General features: G+C 62.1%; 11 protein-coding genes. 4 read left to right on the top strand and 7 right to left on the bottom strand.

The features are described from left to right. Positions 1 to 365: 365 nt before the first annotated feature. From Pan216_RS27560 to Pan216_RS27550, 3 genes are all read right to left on the bottom strand, one after another. Entirely contained in the window at positions 366 to 968 is a 603-nt protein-coding gene (locus tag Pan216_RS27560) for a hypothetical protein (protein WP_145263368.1), read from the bottom strand. Between the two features lie 180 nt (positions 969 to 1148). Beyond that, positions 1149 to 2390: a C45 family autoproteolytic acyltransferase/hydrolase gene (locus Pan216_RS27555; RefSeq protein ID WP_145263366.1), complete on the bottom strand. Its 1242-nt coding sequence runs from the start codon at positions 2388 to 2390 to the stop codon at positions 1149 to 1151. Between the two features lie 3 nt (positions 2391 to 2393). Then, positions 2394 to 2774 (bottom strand): response regulator, encoded by a 381-nt coding sequence (locus Pan216_RS27550; protein WP_145263364.1) that lies wholly within the window; start codon positions 2772 to 2774, stop codon positions 2394 to 2396. Between the two features lie 277 nt (positions 2775 to 3051). On the opposite strand from Pan216_RS27550, the gene Pan216_RS27545 reads away from it, so the two are divergent. Further along, positions 3052 to 4764, top strand: coding sequence for a glycosyltransferase family 39 protein (locus Pan216_RS27545; RefSeq protein WP_145263362.1), 1713 nt, complete (start codon positions 3052 to 3054; stop codon positions 4762 to 4764). On the opposite strand, the gene Pan216_RS27540 is transcribed toward Pan216_RS27545, so the two are convergent. The 3 genes from Pan216_RS27540 to Pan216_RS27530 form a co-directional block, all read right to left on the bottom strand. Next, positions 4753 to 5298, bottom strand: a complete 546-nt coding sequence (locus Pan216_RS27540) for a zinc ribbon domain-containing protein (protein ID WP_145263360.1) — start codon at positions 5296 to 5298, stop codon at positions 4753 to 4755. The genes Pan216_RS27545 and Pan216_RS27540 overlap by 12 nt on opposite strands. 343 nt (positions 5299 to 5641) lie before the next feature. Continuing rightward, the gene (locus tag Pan216_RS27535; RefSeq protein ID WP_145263358.1) at positions 5642 to 6904 is read right to left on the bottom strand and encodes a serine hydroxymethyltransferase; all 1263 of its coding nucleotides are present in this window, start codon (positions 6902 to 6904) and stop codon (positions 5642 to 5644) included. 405 nt (positions 6905 to 7309) lie between these two features. Then, positions 7310 to 8008: an NUDIX domain-containing protein gene (locus Pan216_RS27530; protein WP_419193077.1), complete on the bottom strand. Its 699-nt coding sequence runs from the start codon at positions 8006 to 8008 to the stop codon at positions 7310 to 7312. A 135-nt stretch (positions 8009 to 8143) separates the two neighbouring features. On the opposite strand from Pan216_RS27530, the gene Pan216_RS27525 reads away from it, so the two are divergent. The 3 genes from Pan216_RS27525 to Pan216_RS27515 all read left to right on the top strand — a co-directional run bounded on the left by Pan216_RS27525 (position 8144) and on the right by Pan216_RS27515 (position 12388). Further along, positions 8144 to 10171: a hypothetical protein gene (locus Pan216_RS27525; protein ID WP_419193076.1), complete on the top strand. Its 2028-nt coding sequence runs from the start codon at positions 8144 to 8146 to the stop codon at positions 10169 to 10171. A 259-nt stretch (positions 10172 to 10430) separates the two neighbouring features. After that, complete coding sequence (locus Pan216_RS27520; protein ID WP_145263352.1) at positions 10431 to 12173, top strand: hypothetical protein; 1743 nt, start codon at positions 10431 to 10433, stop codon at positions 12171 to 12173. 8 nt (positions 12174 to 12181) lie between these two features. Beyond that, complete coding sequence (locus Pan216_RS27515) at positions 12182 to 12388, top strand: hypothetical protein (RefSeq protein WP_145263351.1); 207 nt, start codon at positions 12182 to 12184, stop codon at positions 12386 to 12388. Between the two features lie 19 nt (positions 12389 to 12407). Here the strand turns inward: Pan216_RS27515 and Pan216_RS27510 are convergent, their stop codons facing one another. Then, positions 12408 to 16769 carry a prenyltransferase/squalene oxidase repeat-containing protein gene (locus Pan216_RS27510; RefSeq protein ID WP_145263349.1) on the bottom strand — a complete coding sequence of 1454 codons (4362 nt, stop codon included), beginning with the start codon at positions 16767 to 16769 and terminating at the stop codon, positions 12408 to 12410. Positions 16770 to 17075: the final 306 nt, after the last annotated feature.

The following is a 17075-nucleotide window of genomic DNA, read 5'->3' as shown; positions in this document are numbered from 1 at the left end:
GCAGCGCACTTTGGGTGGACATGGTGAAATGCTGCAAACCCTACAAGGGTTTGACAGCGATAGGCGGTGAGTTGCTTCAACGACCGGCAGGTGGGCCATTCTTCAACGCGTCGGTAGGCCAGTAGATGGGATGCGCCGGAACGAACTCGCCGTTGACAAGTTCGTAGGCGAATAGTTCCGATTCAATTGTGGGCTCTATTGGCGAATCTGTGGGTCCTAAAGAGGACAAATTGCTTCTCTGCCGGCCGGCTCGTCTGGGACCCGGACGCCACCCTGGTGGGCTGTCTTTGCAGGGGCCCGGCGTCACCCAGCCGATCCGGGCTGGTTTTTTAGGCGAATCGGGCGTTGGCGTTCCAGGACCAAGCCTATTCTCCAGCCAAGCGGTGAGGTGACGAAATTTCGTCACCTCGCAAGAGAGGGCTCGAACACGATTCGCAATTTGCCGGTCCAATTGCCAGCAGGCCTCCGAAGCCAAAAACAGCGGTGTTTCTCGAAGAATTGGCCCACTGGACGCCAAAACAGCCAAGAGATGACCCACAAATTCCGAGGAGGAGGCAAATTGTGGAGAGACTCTCTAGGCACTCGATCGCTCGTGCATTGAGTTCGTGGGGGTCTCGTTTGACGTTCTTGTTCACATGGTGAAAGTCATTCCTGTCCTTGTGAATCTTCTCAAACGCCTTCTTGCACTCCTTTGAGATGACCTTGTTTTTCTGCAAGATCCCCAAGTTAGCTTTGAAGTTCTTCCCCTGAGCAAAGCCGTTCTGTTCCAATAGAAACTTGGCCAAACCTTCGACAGCCGCTTGGCAGACTGAAATACAATTGTAGAAGTAGCCATCGATATAGGTGTTCTCACATTCTGTGGCGGCTCCCAAGAAGGGCGCAACGGGAATATCACGTTGTAGCGAGGTGTTCAGCTCCAGAGCACGTTCGACCCGGCCATCTATGGAGTCTTCAGGCTTCTTGCGCAAGTGCTCAGCGATTTGGGCTGAGCCTCGGGCCGACGACCTACTCTTGAAACGAAGCCCAATACTTCACCCATGGCTTTCGAAGTCCGGTGTCGAGTAGTTGCAGCGAAGTTTGCTAAGGGGGCAATCGCCCCTGCCTTCGTCGCACAACATTCCTTCGTCGTGGTGGGCCGCGGCCCCATCCTACTTTTCTTTGGACGGCAACTCGAAGACCTGGGCGTCGCCTTCGGGCTCGGTCGTGAGTAGTTCGTTGATGTCGAAGCCGTAATACTTCCGCTGCCAGGCCGGCTCGCCGTTCGGGCCGGCGTTGGCGACCCAGAGCTTGCCGAGCCCCGGAGCGAACAGAACGTTGTGAAGGTTCGACTTCATCGCGACCGGAGCATCCATCAGCCGACGAGCACGCTCGAACGAGAACTTCTCCTTCGTGTCGCGAACGTCGCTCACCAGCCGGCAGAGATGTCCGTAGCGATCCCCCGCCGATAGAAGCACCGTTCCGGGGACCGGTGTTGGAAGGCGCGGGTGCGATGCGCCCATCTTGATCACTTCGAAACGATCGGCACTGCCATCGAGTCCCACCGCGTCGTCGGCTTCCGCGTCGGCGATCACGTAGTAGTATTCGCACGTGCGCCGGCTATCGCGAAAAATCTCGATCGCTTCGTCGAGAGAGTCAGCTTCTTCCAAGACCCGCCGAACGAGAAACGCCATCGGCGTCCCAGCCCATTTGCCGGCACCGCGTCCCCCCATCTCTCCGATGGAGACCTGTTGCGTGTTCATTCCCCCAACCGAACCGATGAACCCGGTGTAGGTGATATTGGCGAAGGGAATCTTCCCCTCAGGCTCGGCGAGGACCAAGACGGCGAACTCCTGTAGTCGCCAGTCGATGCCATAGTCGAGCACCCGCCCGTGCAGCATCGAGCCCGATTCCGTGAGATCGCTTCGCAGTGCGAATCCGCTGCAGTGGAAGAGCTCGGGGATGCTGTTGGCGACGAACGCCTGCTGGAGGGGTAGATCGGCGCCGGCGGCGAGACCCTCCAACTCCTCGACGTAGCGCGGCGGCACGTAGGGGCGTTGCAACGCGAAGATCATTTGAATGATCTGCACCGGCGAGACCGTCATGCCCATGAACTCGAGGCTGACTTCCTTCGCTTTGACCTGCGTGAGGTGATGGAGCAATTCGCGGCATTCATCCTTGAGTAGCACGCCGTGCTGGTAGCCCATTTCGTAGGGGGAACCCTTCAGGTGCAGGACGCGATAGCCGTCGACGAGTTCCAGGTAGCCCTCGCCGCAGCGGGCGACGATCTCCCGTTTGGGACGGGCGACCACTAGCTCGTCGGCGCGAAGGGCGACAAGTGATGGCAGTCCACCGACGAGGATCGCCAGGGCCAACAAGGTGGACCGATTCGGGGACGACGTCCATTTCGGCATGGTTCAGCTCCTACTATCGAGAATCGTTGCCAGTTTCTCTCGGGTTTGCTGTTGCCGCAGTTCCGATTTCCCGAAACCGGGAGCGGCGCCCGCCTCGACGGCCTTCTCTTGCCATTCGGGATAGTTCGAGACGAGCATGCACGGCAGATCGCGGAAACGTTCGTCCGCCTTGAGATGTTTGATGATCTCGATGCCGTCGGAGTAGTCGGCGTCGAGTTTGCGATTGACCAGGACCAGGGCGTAGTCGTTGGCTCCCAGCTTCTCCAGGGAGTCCTTCAGGAGGTGACCGCGATCGACCTTGGCGTCGAACGAACTCTCGATGAAGTGAGTGATCGAACCATGGTCGGGGGCACATTGGCCGACATTGAGGACACGTTTGGGCATGTGGGTCTCCGCGGTCACCGGCATCGGCCGTCGAGCAGGTCTGTTGGTCCGTGACCATTCTTTGTCGCGGAGCCGAGACAAGTCAACGGGGGTCGAGTCGGTCGAAGAAAGAGACACGAGAATTCCCCAGCGTGGTGGTGACGCATCGAATCCGCTAGAACGCTAAGATGGAGAGGGATGACGGCCGTTCCGTGATCACGCTGTACTCCGTTGGCGAGGTGTTCCCATCGCGGTTTCTCGGTCGACTCGGAATCAGGAGATCGCCCTTCGTGCCGCCGTGAGCGGACCGTCTCCCATTTGGCTCAAACTTCCCACCGCACGGCCCTATCGGTCGTTGGTGCTTCTCATCGCCGCAACGCTTCCCGCCTTCTACACGTGGTCCTACGGCAGTCTCACGGAGGCCCAGGCGGTTTGGGGACTTCTGGGACTCGATGTTCTCGATGGGACCTGGCAAGTTCCCGAGGTCCCGACGAGTTCCGTCCCTCCCTTTTTCACCTGGATGTGCGCCCTGGTGCTGTCGGTTCCCTTCGGCGACCCCTTCCTAACCCTTCCGACGCCAAGCTACCTATTCGGTCTGCTCTCGATCTGCACGCTCTATTGGATCGTGCTGGAGATCAGCAACGAGGCGACAGCGCTCTTGAGTTGTTTCCTCCTGACGCTCAACCGATTCTTTCTCGAGCAGGTTCAAAGTGGCGAACCGACGACAGCGGTACTCTTTTGGTCGCTGTTGAGTTTCGTCTTCTACTTGAAACATCTCGCGGTTGACGGCGAATTGTGGTCGCGCTGGACCTTTGCGGGCGCGTTTTCGTTCGCGGGTCTGCTGCTTTCGTCGGGTCTGTTCGCTCTCTGGCTGCCGGCGCTCGGCCTGCTGGAGTTCGTGTGTCGCCAGATTCGCGAGGGGGACAACATGTCCGAAGCCCTCACCGAGACGCGCAAGGCGCCCACCGTTTGGGGGGGCGTCGCCGTGGTCGTCGGAGGGTTCGCCCTCGCCGCTCCGTTCCTCATGGGGGCGGGCTGGCATCTGAGTTCTTATTCTCCTTGGCCGGCGCCACCCACACTCGATCATTTGGGCTCGCTACCGATCGAGTTGGCGATGACGATGCCGGCGACGATCGTCCTATCGTGCGTCGGATTGTTTTTGGCGCTGCGCGAGACCCTCAAGAGGCACGCTCGCGACGGCAACGCGATTCCGCTTCTTTGGGTTCTCTTGGCTTCGCTCGCCTTTTCGACGACCGCGCCGACACCGGCGACGTTGCTCTTCACGATCGCCCCACTGCTCATCCTCGCGGTCAACACGCTGGGGCAGATCATGACGCGACAGATCCGAGACTACTACGTCCAGTTGATCTTCATGCTCGTCGCGGTGGTCTTTATCGTCGCGCAGAACGCCGCGCTGCGTTCGCTGCCGAGTTGGATCAGTGCCGGGCCGCTAAATGCCGGGCAGAAGTGGCACGTTCACTTGGGTGTCGACCTGTTGGTGCTGGCCGCGGCGCTGTTGATATGGCTCTATCGCCTCACGTCACGCAGCGATCGCGATCGCCGTTGGCTCTTCGGGTCGTACGTGGTGGGAACGGTCTTGCTGGCGTGCTTGCCGACCTTGAGTGAGTTGAATTCGGCGCGGCGCAGCGACGACCCTTGGTATCAGCTGTCGCAGCGTCTGCACTCGTACCCCAACGTCGACTTGTTGCTCTTTGTCGGTGAACCACCCAGTAGCCAGTTGCTCCTGACGGTGCGATCGCTCTACCCCGAGGCGCAGCGTTCGCAAGCGCCGGACCGAACGCAAGCGGAGTCGATCCTCAAGGTCACCGGCGACCGTCCCCTCGTCCTGATGACCGATCCGCTTCGTGCCTTTCAGAGTCCCCTTCCCATCTCCAAGGGGGGAAAGACGGTCACGCTGACCGAGATTTTCGGCAACGACGTGGTGGTGGCGTACGCTCCGTTGGGAGCGGTCGAGACGAAACCGGACGGGCTCTCTCTCTCAACGAAATGATCGCGATTCAAACCGCTGGCCACACGCGTCGCAGAACTTCGCGTCGGGGTCGTTTTCGGCGCCGCAGCTCGCGCAAAACTTCTCTTTCGGCATCGCCGCGCCGCAGGCGGAACAGAAGTTCGCGTCGGCGTCCTGAAGTGATGAACATTGTGGGCAGTGGGCTTTCAGCCGACGATCGTCGACACCCGACGCCAGTCCCTGGCTAATCGCCGAGGTGATCGTGCGAATCCCATCCTGCGTCCCGTCGGCCATGTAGTTGAACGTATCGCGGCCGACCGGCGAGATTTCCTGGGAGAGATAGCGTGTGATCGCGCCCATGTAGGCGAATTTGGTGACGCCGCTGCCGATGCCAAAGAGTGGGATGCCGAGAAAGGCGCACCAGAAAAAGCGGGGAGGGCCGAAGCCGCCGAACGCACTGAAAAAGCTGATCATCCCAATGGCGATCAGGATGCCCCCGACGCCCATCATCGCCGGTCCGACAAGGCGAAGGACCGGCCGAATCTGATCGTGACGCGGGTCTATCTTGCGATCCATGGACGTCGTTCCCCAAGTGACGTGACGAGCGAGGCAACCTCCAGCCTATTCGCTGGCGCGGCCCAAATCTTGGGGAAACGTGGTCCGATCGTGACGAACGAGTGCTCTGTTCCGACTTGCAGTTGGTGTTGGTGCAACCCCAACCCTTTGGAACTGGCTGACAAGCAGCCAGTGGCACCCCAAGACTTAGATGGGCCGGTGCGCTAGTGTTTGGCTGGCAAGTTCGCTACATGACATCTCGGCCCTCAGATCGTGTGCGAAATTGCCCCATCACAGGCGTGTCCCGCATGCCCACGGCGAGCGTGGGCATGACACCCAAGGAGCCTCTTGAGCAATCAGGACCCTAGCCAACGGCGGTCGGTTGTTCGATGCCGGGAACGGGGTAGTCGTTGCAGAACTCGGCGATCGCGGCCCGGATCTGGCCGAGACGGTCCTCGTTGTCGGCGGCGGCGAGCGCTTCGAGGATCCACGCGGAGACCTTCTTGATCTCCGCCTCCTTCATCCCACGCGTCGTCAACGCCGGCGTGCCGAGCCGAATCCCGGAGGGATCGAGCGGCTTGCGCTCATCGTAGGGGATCATGTTCTTGTTGACGGTGATCCCCGCCTTGTCGAGCGACTTCTCGGCGATCTTGCCGGTCATCCCTTCCATCTTCGTCACGTCGACGAGGACGAGATGGTTGTCGGTACCGCCGCTGGTGATCCGGAGGCCTCCCGCGGTCAGTTCTTCCGCGAGAACCTTGGCGTTGGCGACGACTTGGTTGGCGTACTCCTTGAAGGAGGGCTGCAACGCCTCGCCGAACGCGACCGCCTTTGCGGCCACGACATGCATCAAGGGACCGCCTTGGGCACCAGGGAAGATCGACGAGTTGATCGGTTTGCCGAACTGCTCCTTGCAGAGGATGAAGCCGCTGCGTGGGCCACGGAGGGTCTTGTGCGTCGTCGAGGTGACGATGTCGGCGTAGGGAACCGGGCTCGGATGGGCGCCCCCCGCGATCAGTCCGGCGATGTGTGCCATGTCGACCATGAAGATCGCGCCGACCTCGTTGGCGATCTCCGCGAAGGGGGCGAAGTCGATCACGCGGGGATAGGCGCTGGCGCCGGCGAGGATCAGCGCGGGCTTCTCCGCGCGAGCCAAGGCCGCCACTTGGTCGTAGTCGATGCACTCGGTCTTGCGATCGACGCCGTAGTGGACGACGCGGTAGAGCTTGCCGGAGAAGTTGACGGGGCTGCCGTGTGTCAGGTGGCCGCCGTGGGCCAGATCCATCGTGAGGATGGTGTCGCCGGGCTTGATGGTGGCGAAGAAGGCCGCGAGGTTGGCCGAGGCGCCCGAGTGGGGCTGCACGTTGACGGCTTCGGCGCCGAACAGCTCGGTGGCGCGTTCGATGGCGAGCCGCTCGACGACATCGACGTGTTCGCAGCCGCCGTAGTAGCGCCGCCCGGGATAGCCCTCGGCGTACTTGTTGGTCAGCACCGAACCCTGGCACTCCAGGACCGCGGCACTGGTGTAATTCTCTGACGCGATCATCTCCAGTCCGGAGAGTTGCCGGGCCTGTTCGTCCATGATCGCTTGCCAGACCGACGGATCCGCCGCTTTAAGCACTTCCATGGATGTCCTTCTCCTACCGCAAGGATTGTGTCTCGGGGAAGCCTGCCCGACATTCGTCACCAAAGGGGAACGTCGTGAGCGATCACGGGTGATGGGGAGGCGTTTCCTCTATGTCTAGCCGAGCACCGTTGGCAGACAACATCGTTCCTGCCGAGCGGAGGCCGCATCGATGAGTACGTCGATTCGCCAGCGACTTGATGGGCAAGTTCGTTCATGAAATCTCGGCTCTCATATCGTGCGGGAGATTGCCCAATCACAGGCGCCTCCCGCATGCCCCCGTCGAGCGTGGATCCTATTTGCATGCCCCCGTCGAGCGTGGATCCTATTGGCATGCCCCCGTCGAGCGAGGGATTGGCACCCAGCAGTCTCTTGGGCAATGAATTTGCCAATCAAGACGCGAGAGGCTCAAGTGACCCAGCAAAAGAGGCCATGCTCTTCGGTTGTCAAGAGTCCGGCGTCGGTGAGTCGGCGAACGAGGCGACAGGGATCGTCTTCGCCGGCTCCCAGTTCGGCGAACCGCTTCACGAGCAACTCTTCCTCGAATCGCGCGGGAAAAAGGTCGGTCGCGACCGGTTGCGTGTAGAGATCATCGCGCATCCGCGCGAGTGCGTCACTCACCAGGACGCGATGATCGAAGGCGAGCGGCGGCGGCAATCGAGTCGACTTCCAACCGGCTTCTTTCGCGTCGCTCTGGGCGTCCGGCACGTGCCCGGCGGCATCGACAATGGTGTAGAACAGGGCCGAAACGGTCCAGCCACGCGGATCGCGCCCCGGATCCCCGTAGGCGCCGACCGGATAGAACTTCCGTGGTCGCAGCCCGGTCTCCTCCTGGAGTTCGCGAAGGGCCGCCAGCGAGATGGGCTCCTCGGGCTCGACGAAACCGCCAGGAAGAGCCCAGCGATCGCGAAACGGCTCGCTGGCCCGACGAATGAGGAGAACCTGGAGTTCTCCGTCGATGGGCGCGAAGACGGCGACATCCACCGTGAGCGCCGGTCGGGCGTACTTGTAGGTGTGGCTCAGTGCTCGCTCCTTGTCCGTGGGTGGGAAAACGGTCCACGTCGTCTTCCCTCTGAATTGACTCTCCACCACGGGGGAGAGGTTCACCAGGGAAATCGGCCGGTGCGGTCATCCGCTCGCCGTCGAATACCATAGACAGCTCCAAGGGCGGCGTCGACGTGCCAGCGCGTCAACTTGGGCGTGCGACGTCCCGCGGCATGCGACCAACGGGATGCGATGACCGTGGTAGATGATTCGACCGGAAAGCGACACGGACTCCCGAAACTCTTCGGGAACAGGACCGGAGCGATCCTCGTTGCCGAATTCATCGTTCCCGGCCTTGTCGGTTCCATCTTGACGTTGGCCTTTTGGTGGCCGCTCGCCCTCGGTGGCGGCTTCATCGGCGGCGACGTCTACAACTACTTCTTCCCGCTCAAGGACTACTACGCCGAGGGGCTTCGCGAGGGGCATATCCGCACCTGGCACGCGCGGATCGGCAACGGCGTCCCTCTGGTCGGCGAAGGGCAAACCGCTCCCTTTTACCCTCCCAACGTCATCGCCTACCGATGCTTCGACTTGGCGACCGCGTACAACGCCGTCCATGGGGCGCACTACCTCTTCGCCTTCCTCGCGGCGTACTGGCTCGGGAGAACGCTTTCAATCGGACGGCTAGGCTCTCATCTGCTCGCACTCGTCTTCACGTTCGGCTGGTTCCCGGCCCGCTCGAGTCTCGAATGGGCGATCGTCACCGGTTCGTGGATGCCGTTGGTGATCCTCTTCGAGATCCGCTGGATTCAAACGAGACGCGTCGCTTGGGGGATCGCGCTGGTGATCGCGATGGGAGCCCAGCTCCTCGCGGGCCATTTCCAACTCGCCTTCGTGACGATTCTCGCGGCGCTGTGGCTGGCGATTACCTTGCCCATCGGCGGCTACTCTTGGAAAGACCATTGGCGTCTTCGCTTGGCGGTTCCGGGGCTGCTCGCGCTGGGCTTTCTTCTCGCGGCCCCGCAGGTCTTCTCGACGTGGGAGCTACGCTCGGTCAGTCAGCGCGTGACCGAGCGGTTCGCCGAATCGACCGGCTACGGTGGCATTCCGCCCCTTTACCTCGTGTCGCAGCAACTCTTTCTCGGCGATGAGAGGGAACTGACCGACCAGTACCTCAACTCGATCAAAGCGAACACCAACCGCGTCGAGGCGTCCTTTCATCTCGGATGGGCGTGCGTGCTCTTGCTGATGTTGGCGACCGCGGCGCGCTGGTGGCGCTGGCAGGCGCTGCCATGGTTCGGACTCGTGGTGGTCAGTCTTCTCGTCGCGACCGGGGTGCTGATGCCCTTCCTCAAGGATCTCCCCGGGTTCAGCTTCTTTCGCTACCCCAGTCGCTACTCGTTGGCGGCGCAGTTGGGATTGGCGGTCCTGGTCGGCATGGCGGGAGGGGCGTTGCGCAAGAGGCTGCCATGGGTCGGGCTGGTGACGCTCCCGCTCGTCCTCGTCGCCACGGCGTTCGAATACGAGTATGTCGGCCGCCACACGAGCTACGTCGACGTTCTCCCCTACGCCCCGATCGCGAAACGCGACGCGTCGATCGTGGCGAAACATCTTTCGCCCATCGACCGCGTCCTGGCTCCCGATCCCAACACGTTGAGCCTCATCGACGTCGCGGCGGTGCCGACCTATCTCGGGCTCGGACCAGAGTTGTATGAGGAGTGGCGCTCGATCGACGGGCCCTTCGACGGCGATGTCGCGGCGACTCCCGAGGCGGTCGAACTCCTGAGACGTCGCGGCGTCACCCATCTGCTGACCTTCAAGCCACTCCCCTCGAGTTGGCCGGCAACGCTCGTTTGGAGCGGGGACGATCCGTTTCTCAATCCTCGTTGGAAGCGAGCCGCCTCGGAACCGCTCTACCTCTATCGCTTCGACGCGGCACTTGGTCGGGTCTACCTCGAGGACGACCAGGGACAACCCGTCGAGCAAGGCACCGTCACCATCGAAGCCCTGCGACCGCATCGCGTCGACATCGACGTCGAAACTCCGGTCAAGACGCGCGTCGTCCTGACCGATCTGCTCTACCCCGGATGGACGGTGACCGTCGATGGGGAGCCGGTCGAGCCCGTCGCCGACTCTCCGATGCGCCGGGTCGACGTCCCTCCCGGCCAGCACGTCGTCGAATGGACCTATCGCGATATCTCGGTGACGTGGGGAACGCTGGTCAGTCTGCTGACCGTCGCCGGCCTCGCTCTCTGGCTCGGGCTCGATCGGCGCCAGCGCTCCTGAACGCCACTCGCATTCTTTCGCTACCCGCTCGCCAGGGAGCCGCGCGTCCCATATGGGGATAGTGGGAGCGCGGGTCCGGGGAATCGACCGACTCCCGGGTTGTCTTGATGTGCTTCGAACGCTTCCACGTCCCAATCGATGCCCGTTCGGGAACGTTTGGCCCAAGAATGGGCGTTTCTCAGCGAATGGTCGATCAGACCAGCTTCATTCTGCTGTCTTTCGTAATGTTGGGTTTGTTCCTGCAGGAAAGGTCAATTCGATGAAGAGATGCCTAGAAGGTCGCCGACTCGCCCGCCGGGCGGGGTTACTTGTCGCGATCGCCGCGATGTCGATCGCTTGGATACGACCGGGTCGCGCGGAGGATCTGGCCGCGAAGATTCCGGCGAGTTCCGATGTGGTCCTGATCACCGGAGATCTGTTGAAGCTGGAAGCCGACGTGCGCGCCTTCGCGCAGGCAATCGACACGCCGTTTCCCCCGAAACCGACGCTCCAGAATCTCGCGGCCAGTCTCCCCTTCTCGCAGACGTGGGATCCCTCCGCGGGCATCGCCTTGGTCGTCAACGAGTTCCCCGAGTCGATCGACGGACCGCCGACGCGATTTCCCCGACAACTGGTCCTGCTCGTCGGCGTGACCGACGCGGAGAAGGCGATTGCGAGCTTCGGCGGCAACAAGGAAGGGAATTTCACCAAGGCGTCCCTCATGGGTAAGCCGGTGACCATCCTTCCCCACGGCAAGACCTTGGTGATCGCCGAGAACTCCGAGGCGCTGGCTCCGTTCGAGAAGCTCGACAAGCCAATCGCCGATCGTTGGACCAACGAAGAGAAACAACTCGAGGCGAAGTCCGGGCTCTTCGTCTGGGTCGACGTCAAGGCGTCGCGACCGCTCGTCGACTCGTTGCTTGGACAGGCCAAGGAGGGAATCAAGGGTCAGTTCCGTCCAGGTAATCCTGCGTTCGAAGCCGCCGGTGGGAATGCCGAGATGCTCGGCACGATCCTGCGTTGGTATGTCTCCGGCGCCCAATCCCTGGTCGGTCAGACCGACTCGCTGAGCGTCGGCTTGAGTGTCAGTGCCGAGCGGGTGGCCAAAAACGTCGCGTTCAACTTCAGCGAAGGCTCGTACCTCGCGAAGGAGTTCGCCGACATTCCCGCGGCGAGGAAGGATCTCCTCGCCGGACTTCCCGTGACGAACTTCTACATCGTCCAGGCGATCGACATGGCCCCGCTTCGCGGCCTCTCCGAGAAGATGGCAAAGTCGCTTTTCGAGCTTCCGGGCATCGCCGACGGGGTGTCCGAAGAGGAGAAGGCGGCCTCCATCAAGCAAACCGAAGCGATCTTCGAGCAGATCGAGTCCTTCAACCTGACGAGTTCGTTCGACGGCGCGGGCTTGTCGATGATGGGGAGCTACTCCGTCAAGGACTCGTCCGAACTAATCGGCCAAATGAAGTCGGTGCTCAAGGCGATGGAGCCGATGCTTGGGTCGATGATGATGGGCGCCAAGCTGGTGAATCTTCCCGACGAGGAGGTCGACGGCATGACGGTCACGCGCTTCGGCTATGACCTGAAGGACGCCTCGCCGATGATGAAGCAGACGTTCGACAAGATCTATGGGCCGAGCGTCGAGATGGACTTCGCCCCGGTCTCCCCGACGAAGGTGGCGTTCGTGTTCGCCGGCAAACCCGATATGCTCAAGGAGGTGAAGAGCCCGACGTCGGAACTGTTGGGCGAGGAGCGAATCAAGCGGATCGTTGCCGACCTCCCGGAGAACTCCTACGCGACGTTTCTTGTCGGCCCCTTCGGCTACATCCAATTGATCAAACGAAGCATGCCGGACGTTCCGAACACGCCACTGAAGAATTTCACGGCTCCGAAGGAACTTCCCAGTCCGATTGGGATGGCGATGACCGCGGAGAACGGTGGAATGCAATTCCACGGCGTGGTCCGTGCCGATACGGTTCGGATCATTGTCGAGTCGGCTCGTAGCGCGTTCATGCCGAAGCCGTAGGGATGGGGGTGAGTCTCGCGATCACTGCGCGAAACGGCGTCGACTTCTCGTTGTCGGATGTCACCGGCTGCTGGTCGGCCGGTGAGGAGATCGGCGGTGATCTCGACTGTTCAGAGATGGGGCGATGTAGCGAGGTCCGCTCCGCTTGCCCACGCGAGCGTGAGCATGGCACCCAGGACAAGACACAAGAGTTCTCCGCGGAGCACTCTTGCTGAGCGGAAGCGAAGACTCCGCTCACTCTTGCTGAGCGGGAGCGAAGACTCCGCTCAGGGTGCCTTGGATGGCCGCTCGGCCGATCGCGCCGGCGGTGCCCGAGGGGATAACGAGTACGCCTTGGGCTCCCGTATCGGAGAGCGTCAGGGCGGCCCCGATGGGCGGGGTGCTCGGATCACTCCCTTCAACGCCACTGAGGAACGCGCTCGTGGACGCGCCCGGGCTTCTCTTGGCGACCTTGGCGGTCTCCGCGACATTGAACAGCGCGATGCCGTAGGGCCGGCTCGGGAGCAGGCCAAGGGTCGTTTGAACGGCCGGGCTGTCGGCGAGCGTCGCTTCCCCGCTTCGTAACGGGAGATAGGCGTTCGCGGTCACCCCAGTGGAATAGCCGACGACATTGCCCGTGAGCGGGGCGAACTCCTGAACGATCTTCGTGCCGCCGAAGAGTGATTCGGTCCCTTTTCGCAAGGGGCCGCGTGCCCGGCTAAGGTCGGTCTGGAGTCGCAAGCTCGCAATGCCATCCTGTTCTCGCGGCGTCAGGGCTTGCAGCTTGGCGCCAGGATACTTCTGATCAACGAAGCTCGTCGAGTTGGCGAGGATCGTCTTGATGTCGGTCATGACCGCCGCCGAGTCACCGACGGCGAGAAGTCCTTCGTCGACGTAGTTGCCGTTCGTATCGAGCGAGACGCGCTTGTTCGCTCCCTTGAGCTGCTCGAGCAGCGCTTCCGCGGCGGCCAATTGCTTATCGAGTTGATCGGCGTCGATGCCGTTGACTCCCTTCGAGGCTTCGAAGGCCGTCTTGGCAACTCCCTTGAGAACATCACTGAACCCGGCGGTCTGAATCCCCGCCGCGTAGGAGTAGGTGCCGCCGGGAAGGCCCGCGAGCAGGTTCTTCGCCGCCGGGGGGCGATCCTGGCACAGCTTCTGACAGGTCGATCCCGACGCGAAGTTCAGTTCGCCGCGAGCGGTGATGGCTTGGTCGGAGATGCTGACGCCTAGGGAGATGGAGTTGATCTGCGAGAGAAACGACATTACGCCGCGCAGGTAGTCCTTGATGACGTCTCGCTGGCCCTCGAGGCTTGGCAGCGACGTCGACATATTCAGGCCGGGATTCGACTCGATCATGTCAACGAGCTCGTCGGACTGGCTGAGCTGCGCTTCGATCTCGGGCCGGAACTCCATGATGCTCGCCCAGCCGAAGAGATTCGAGGCCTCGTACAGATCCCGTTCGTCCTCCGTCCATCGGGCGAGAATCCCGGCCCCGGGGTTCTCGAAGAGGGGCAGGATATCGGGGTCTGGCGACAAGATGGCGGTATTGTCGCGCAGCAAAAGCGCCAGCGGCGGGGAGCCGGGCATATTCGCTTGATGGTAGTCGCCTTGCGTGACCGCGTTGAGATTCCGCAGCGTTTCCTCCTCGTCGGTCACGCCCGCGACGAAGGCGACGTTTGAGGAAGACGTGTCGAAAGCGACCGCCGCGAGACCGCGGCTCGGGTCGAACGTCGCCGCGAGCGGCGTTTGGGCCATCATCTGCGAGGGCGCGATGCCAGGCGGCAACGCGATCCCGGCCGACTGCGCGAAGGACTGGAGATCCCGATCCAGCTTGCCGAGATCCCTCACGACGAGCGCCGCGCGGGCTTCGGGAGGAATCATCTTCAAGAGGCTGGGAGTGGTGCTGGTCGGGATCGACGCTTGGCGACGGCGGGACGGCTCCTCGTCCTCTTCCGTTCGCATGCTCGGCGGCTTGGCCTTCTTCCAAACGTCGTAGTGAGGCCGCGACCGGAAGCGGGCGTAGGGGATACCCGGGCCGATCGCGAAGGGATTGGCTCCCACCTGGTCGGACTCGCTCGCGGAGATCACCTGGCGCAGTTCGTCCAGTCCGACCGACCAGTCGAGCGGATTGGTGTCGTGACGGAAGGGGCCGAGTTGCAGGCGGTAGACCGCGATGGGGGCCTTGGCACGTTTGCTGTTCTTCTCGGCGGTGCGGAAATAGGAACGCCAATCACTGAGCGTGCGAACGTTGTTGGCCTTCGGCGGCCCGTCGCTGATCCAACCGCGATTGTCGTAGAGATTCCGGCCTCCATCCCACTGGCGCGGCCCGGTGCCCAGTGATCCGAAGATCTTCGCGGTGCGGAAGATGCAGTGCTCGGCCTGGGCGACGAACTCGCCCTTGAGATCGCCGACCTCCACCAGGTCGTCACTTTGTACCGTCGACTCGAAGAGCCAAAGTCCCACGCTTCCGGTTCCCTTCGCCACGAGGAACGTCGGGGAGAAGGTGAGGCAATTCGCCGCGAGGATGGCCGCTTGACTGTCGGTTTCGACATAGAAGTCGTTCTGGAAGCCGCAGAAGAAGCAGTTGTGGGCGATCGCCTTGCTCGCCCCATCCATATGGACGGCGTTGACGCCGCTACGAACTGACTCCGAGAGGGTGCAATTGAGCAGTTCCAGACGGCTTCCGTCGAGGCACTTGAACATCGTCCAGGGAATATCCGACGCGTTGTCGGTCGGGTCCATCTGGAAATGAATCCCTTCGAAAGTCACTTTGCCTGGAACGATGAAGAGTGATGCCGCCTCGGGCTTCTCGGCGATGCGGACGGGGAAGCCGTACTGGTTCTTCGGCCGATCCCACGCGAGTACCGGTTCCCAGCCCTCCTCGGCGCGGATCGTCACCGGTTTGTCGAGTCGAACGCCCGAGAGCTTGTAGGGGCCATCGCCGCGAACGATGATTGTCGCGCCACTGCCGACGGAGGCGTAGGCCTCGGTGAACTCCTTGAACTCGCCCCCGTTCTCGACGGCGAAGGGCTTCGTCGGAGGCGGTTCGAGCATCCGCGTCGCTTCGCGTCCGACGTTGGCGTTGGTCAGGAACAGGATCGCGTAGCAGGTCTCGGGCAGATTGTAGTCGGGAAGTTCCTGCTCCTCGCGTTCCTCGAGCGGAAGCCCCCACGATCCATCCATTAGTTGCGTCGAGAGCAGTCGGCGGGCTCCCTCGTCGTACCAATCGCGTCCGCCGAGCGTTTTGATGCCCATGATCGAGGCGAGGCGCTGGATTTGCCAAAGGTCGTAGGGTCGTCCCCCGATGCCGTTTTTCGCGTGTTCGTTGACACGCTCGAACGCCTTCATGAAGATCTCTTCCTGGGCCAGAGGTGCCGACTTGGTGACATCGAAGACGGGCGGGGTCGATTTCTCGAACTGATGGTACAGTTCACCATTCCCCTCACCGGGAGGAATAAGATTCTCCTCTTTGCGGCCGCTGGTGTTGACGGTGTATCCCTTGTGAGCGACCGGCCAGCCGCGCGATGCTTCGCGCGTTCCCGACTTGTTGACGCCGCGGCGCCAGCGGTTGATATCGAGCTTGGCTCGTTCGATGCCGCGCTGGATCGCGTCATAGATATCGATGGGACGCTCTTGGTCCTCGGTCTTCAGCGCGACGAGTTCCTCTTCAATCTCCTCCTGCTCGAGTCCCTCTTCCTCCTTCTCCTCGCGGAGCGCGATGCGTTCGGGCTTCGACTTGCGCGGTTCGCGCGGCTCAGGGTAGGTTACCTCCGTCTCCCCCTTGCGCATCGCCCACTTGCCTTCTGAGACCGACGTCAGGATCCACATGTAGAGTCCGGCGCGGGTGTGGGTGGCGTCTTCGGGAAGGTCGGGCACGGTGTGGTAATTCCAACCACCCGACGGCGTCCGCGTGAACGCGAGCCGTTGCCGAACGCGGCGGAACGATTTCTCCATGTCGGCGCCCGCCGAGCGCGCTTGCCAGAGCGCCATGACGACGAACTGCGCGAGCCACGTCGGCCCCAGGGTGATCTTCTGGGGTTGGCGGAGCGAGGCGTTGCGTTGTTGCTCGGCGGAGATCCGCTTGGCGGTCCCTTCCCAGCCGCCGGCCATCGTTTGGGCCGCGACCAGTTTCGTCGCGAGCGACCGGATCAGCGCCCGATCCTCGCGCCGCCCGATGCGCGCCAGGGCGCTCAGGGCGATGGCGTTGCCGTAGGTATCCTCGTTCCCCTTGGCTTTCTCGCGAATGTACTTGAGGGCCTTGCGCATCCGCGGGTCGCGCGGGCTGACCCCCGCTTCGTAGAGCGCCATCACCGCCAGGGCGGTCATGCCGAGCCACTGCTTGCCGTCCTTGAACTTGGGGCCGTCGTCCTCATCGCCGTCGCCGCCGCCGAGACGAAACCGGCTGCGCCGGTCGTTGTCATCCTTTTTGTCGTCGTCTTCCTCGATCTCCTCGGGCGGGCCGTACTTCCAGTAGCCATCCTCGGTCTGCTCTTCCCAGAGCCAGTTGACGGCTCGTTGGACCGATTCGTTGACCACGGTTTGGTTGGCGGCTTCAACGGGATAGCTGGGTACAAGGAGCCCAACGATGATCGCGGCGACAATTGGTAGTCTCATTCCCAACCCTTTACGGTAGATGTCGACGGGCGTGGTCGTTGCGCGAGATGCGTCACGACCGAAGGTAATAGGCGTCGTGAGTGCCAGTTTGGCCGAGTGGCCAACTGTCGGGGATCGGTGGCGTGGCCACACGATACTCCACCATTTCCTATCCTCTATTCTGCTTCGAACGTTGTCAATCGCGCAGGTGCTCTTGATCAACCATTTCGCGCGGTTCGCGGGAAACCTTGCCCGTCGTAGGGAACGTCACGCGATCGGGCTTGATCCAGATTGACGATTGGGCATTATCCGCACCCCTGGGTCCGT

Origin of the sequence: Kolteria novifilia (assembly GCA_007748055.1) — a bacterium.
In the GTDB taxonomy this organism is placed as follows: domain Bacteria; phylum Planctomycetota; class Planctomycetia; order Kolteriales; family Kolteriaceae; genus Kolteria; species Kolteria novifilia.
The sequence above is the reverse complement of the archived record's forward strand: the minus strand, read 5'-3'. Positions and strand labels throughout refer to the sequence as shown.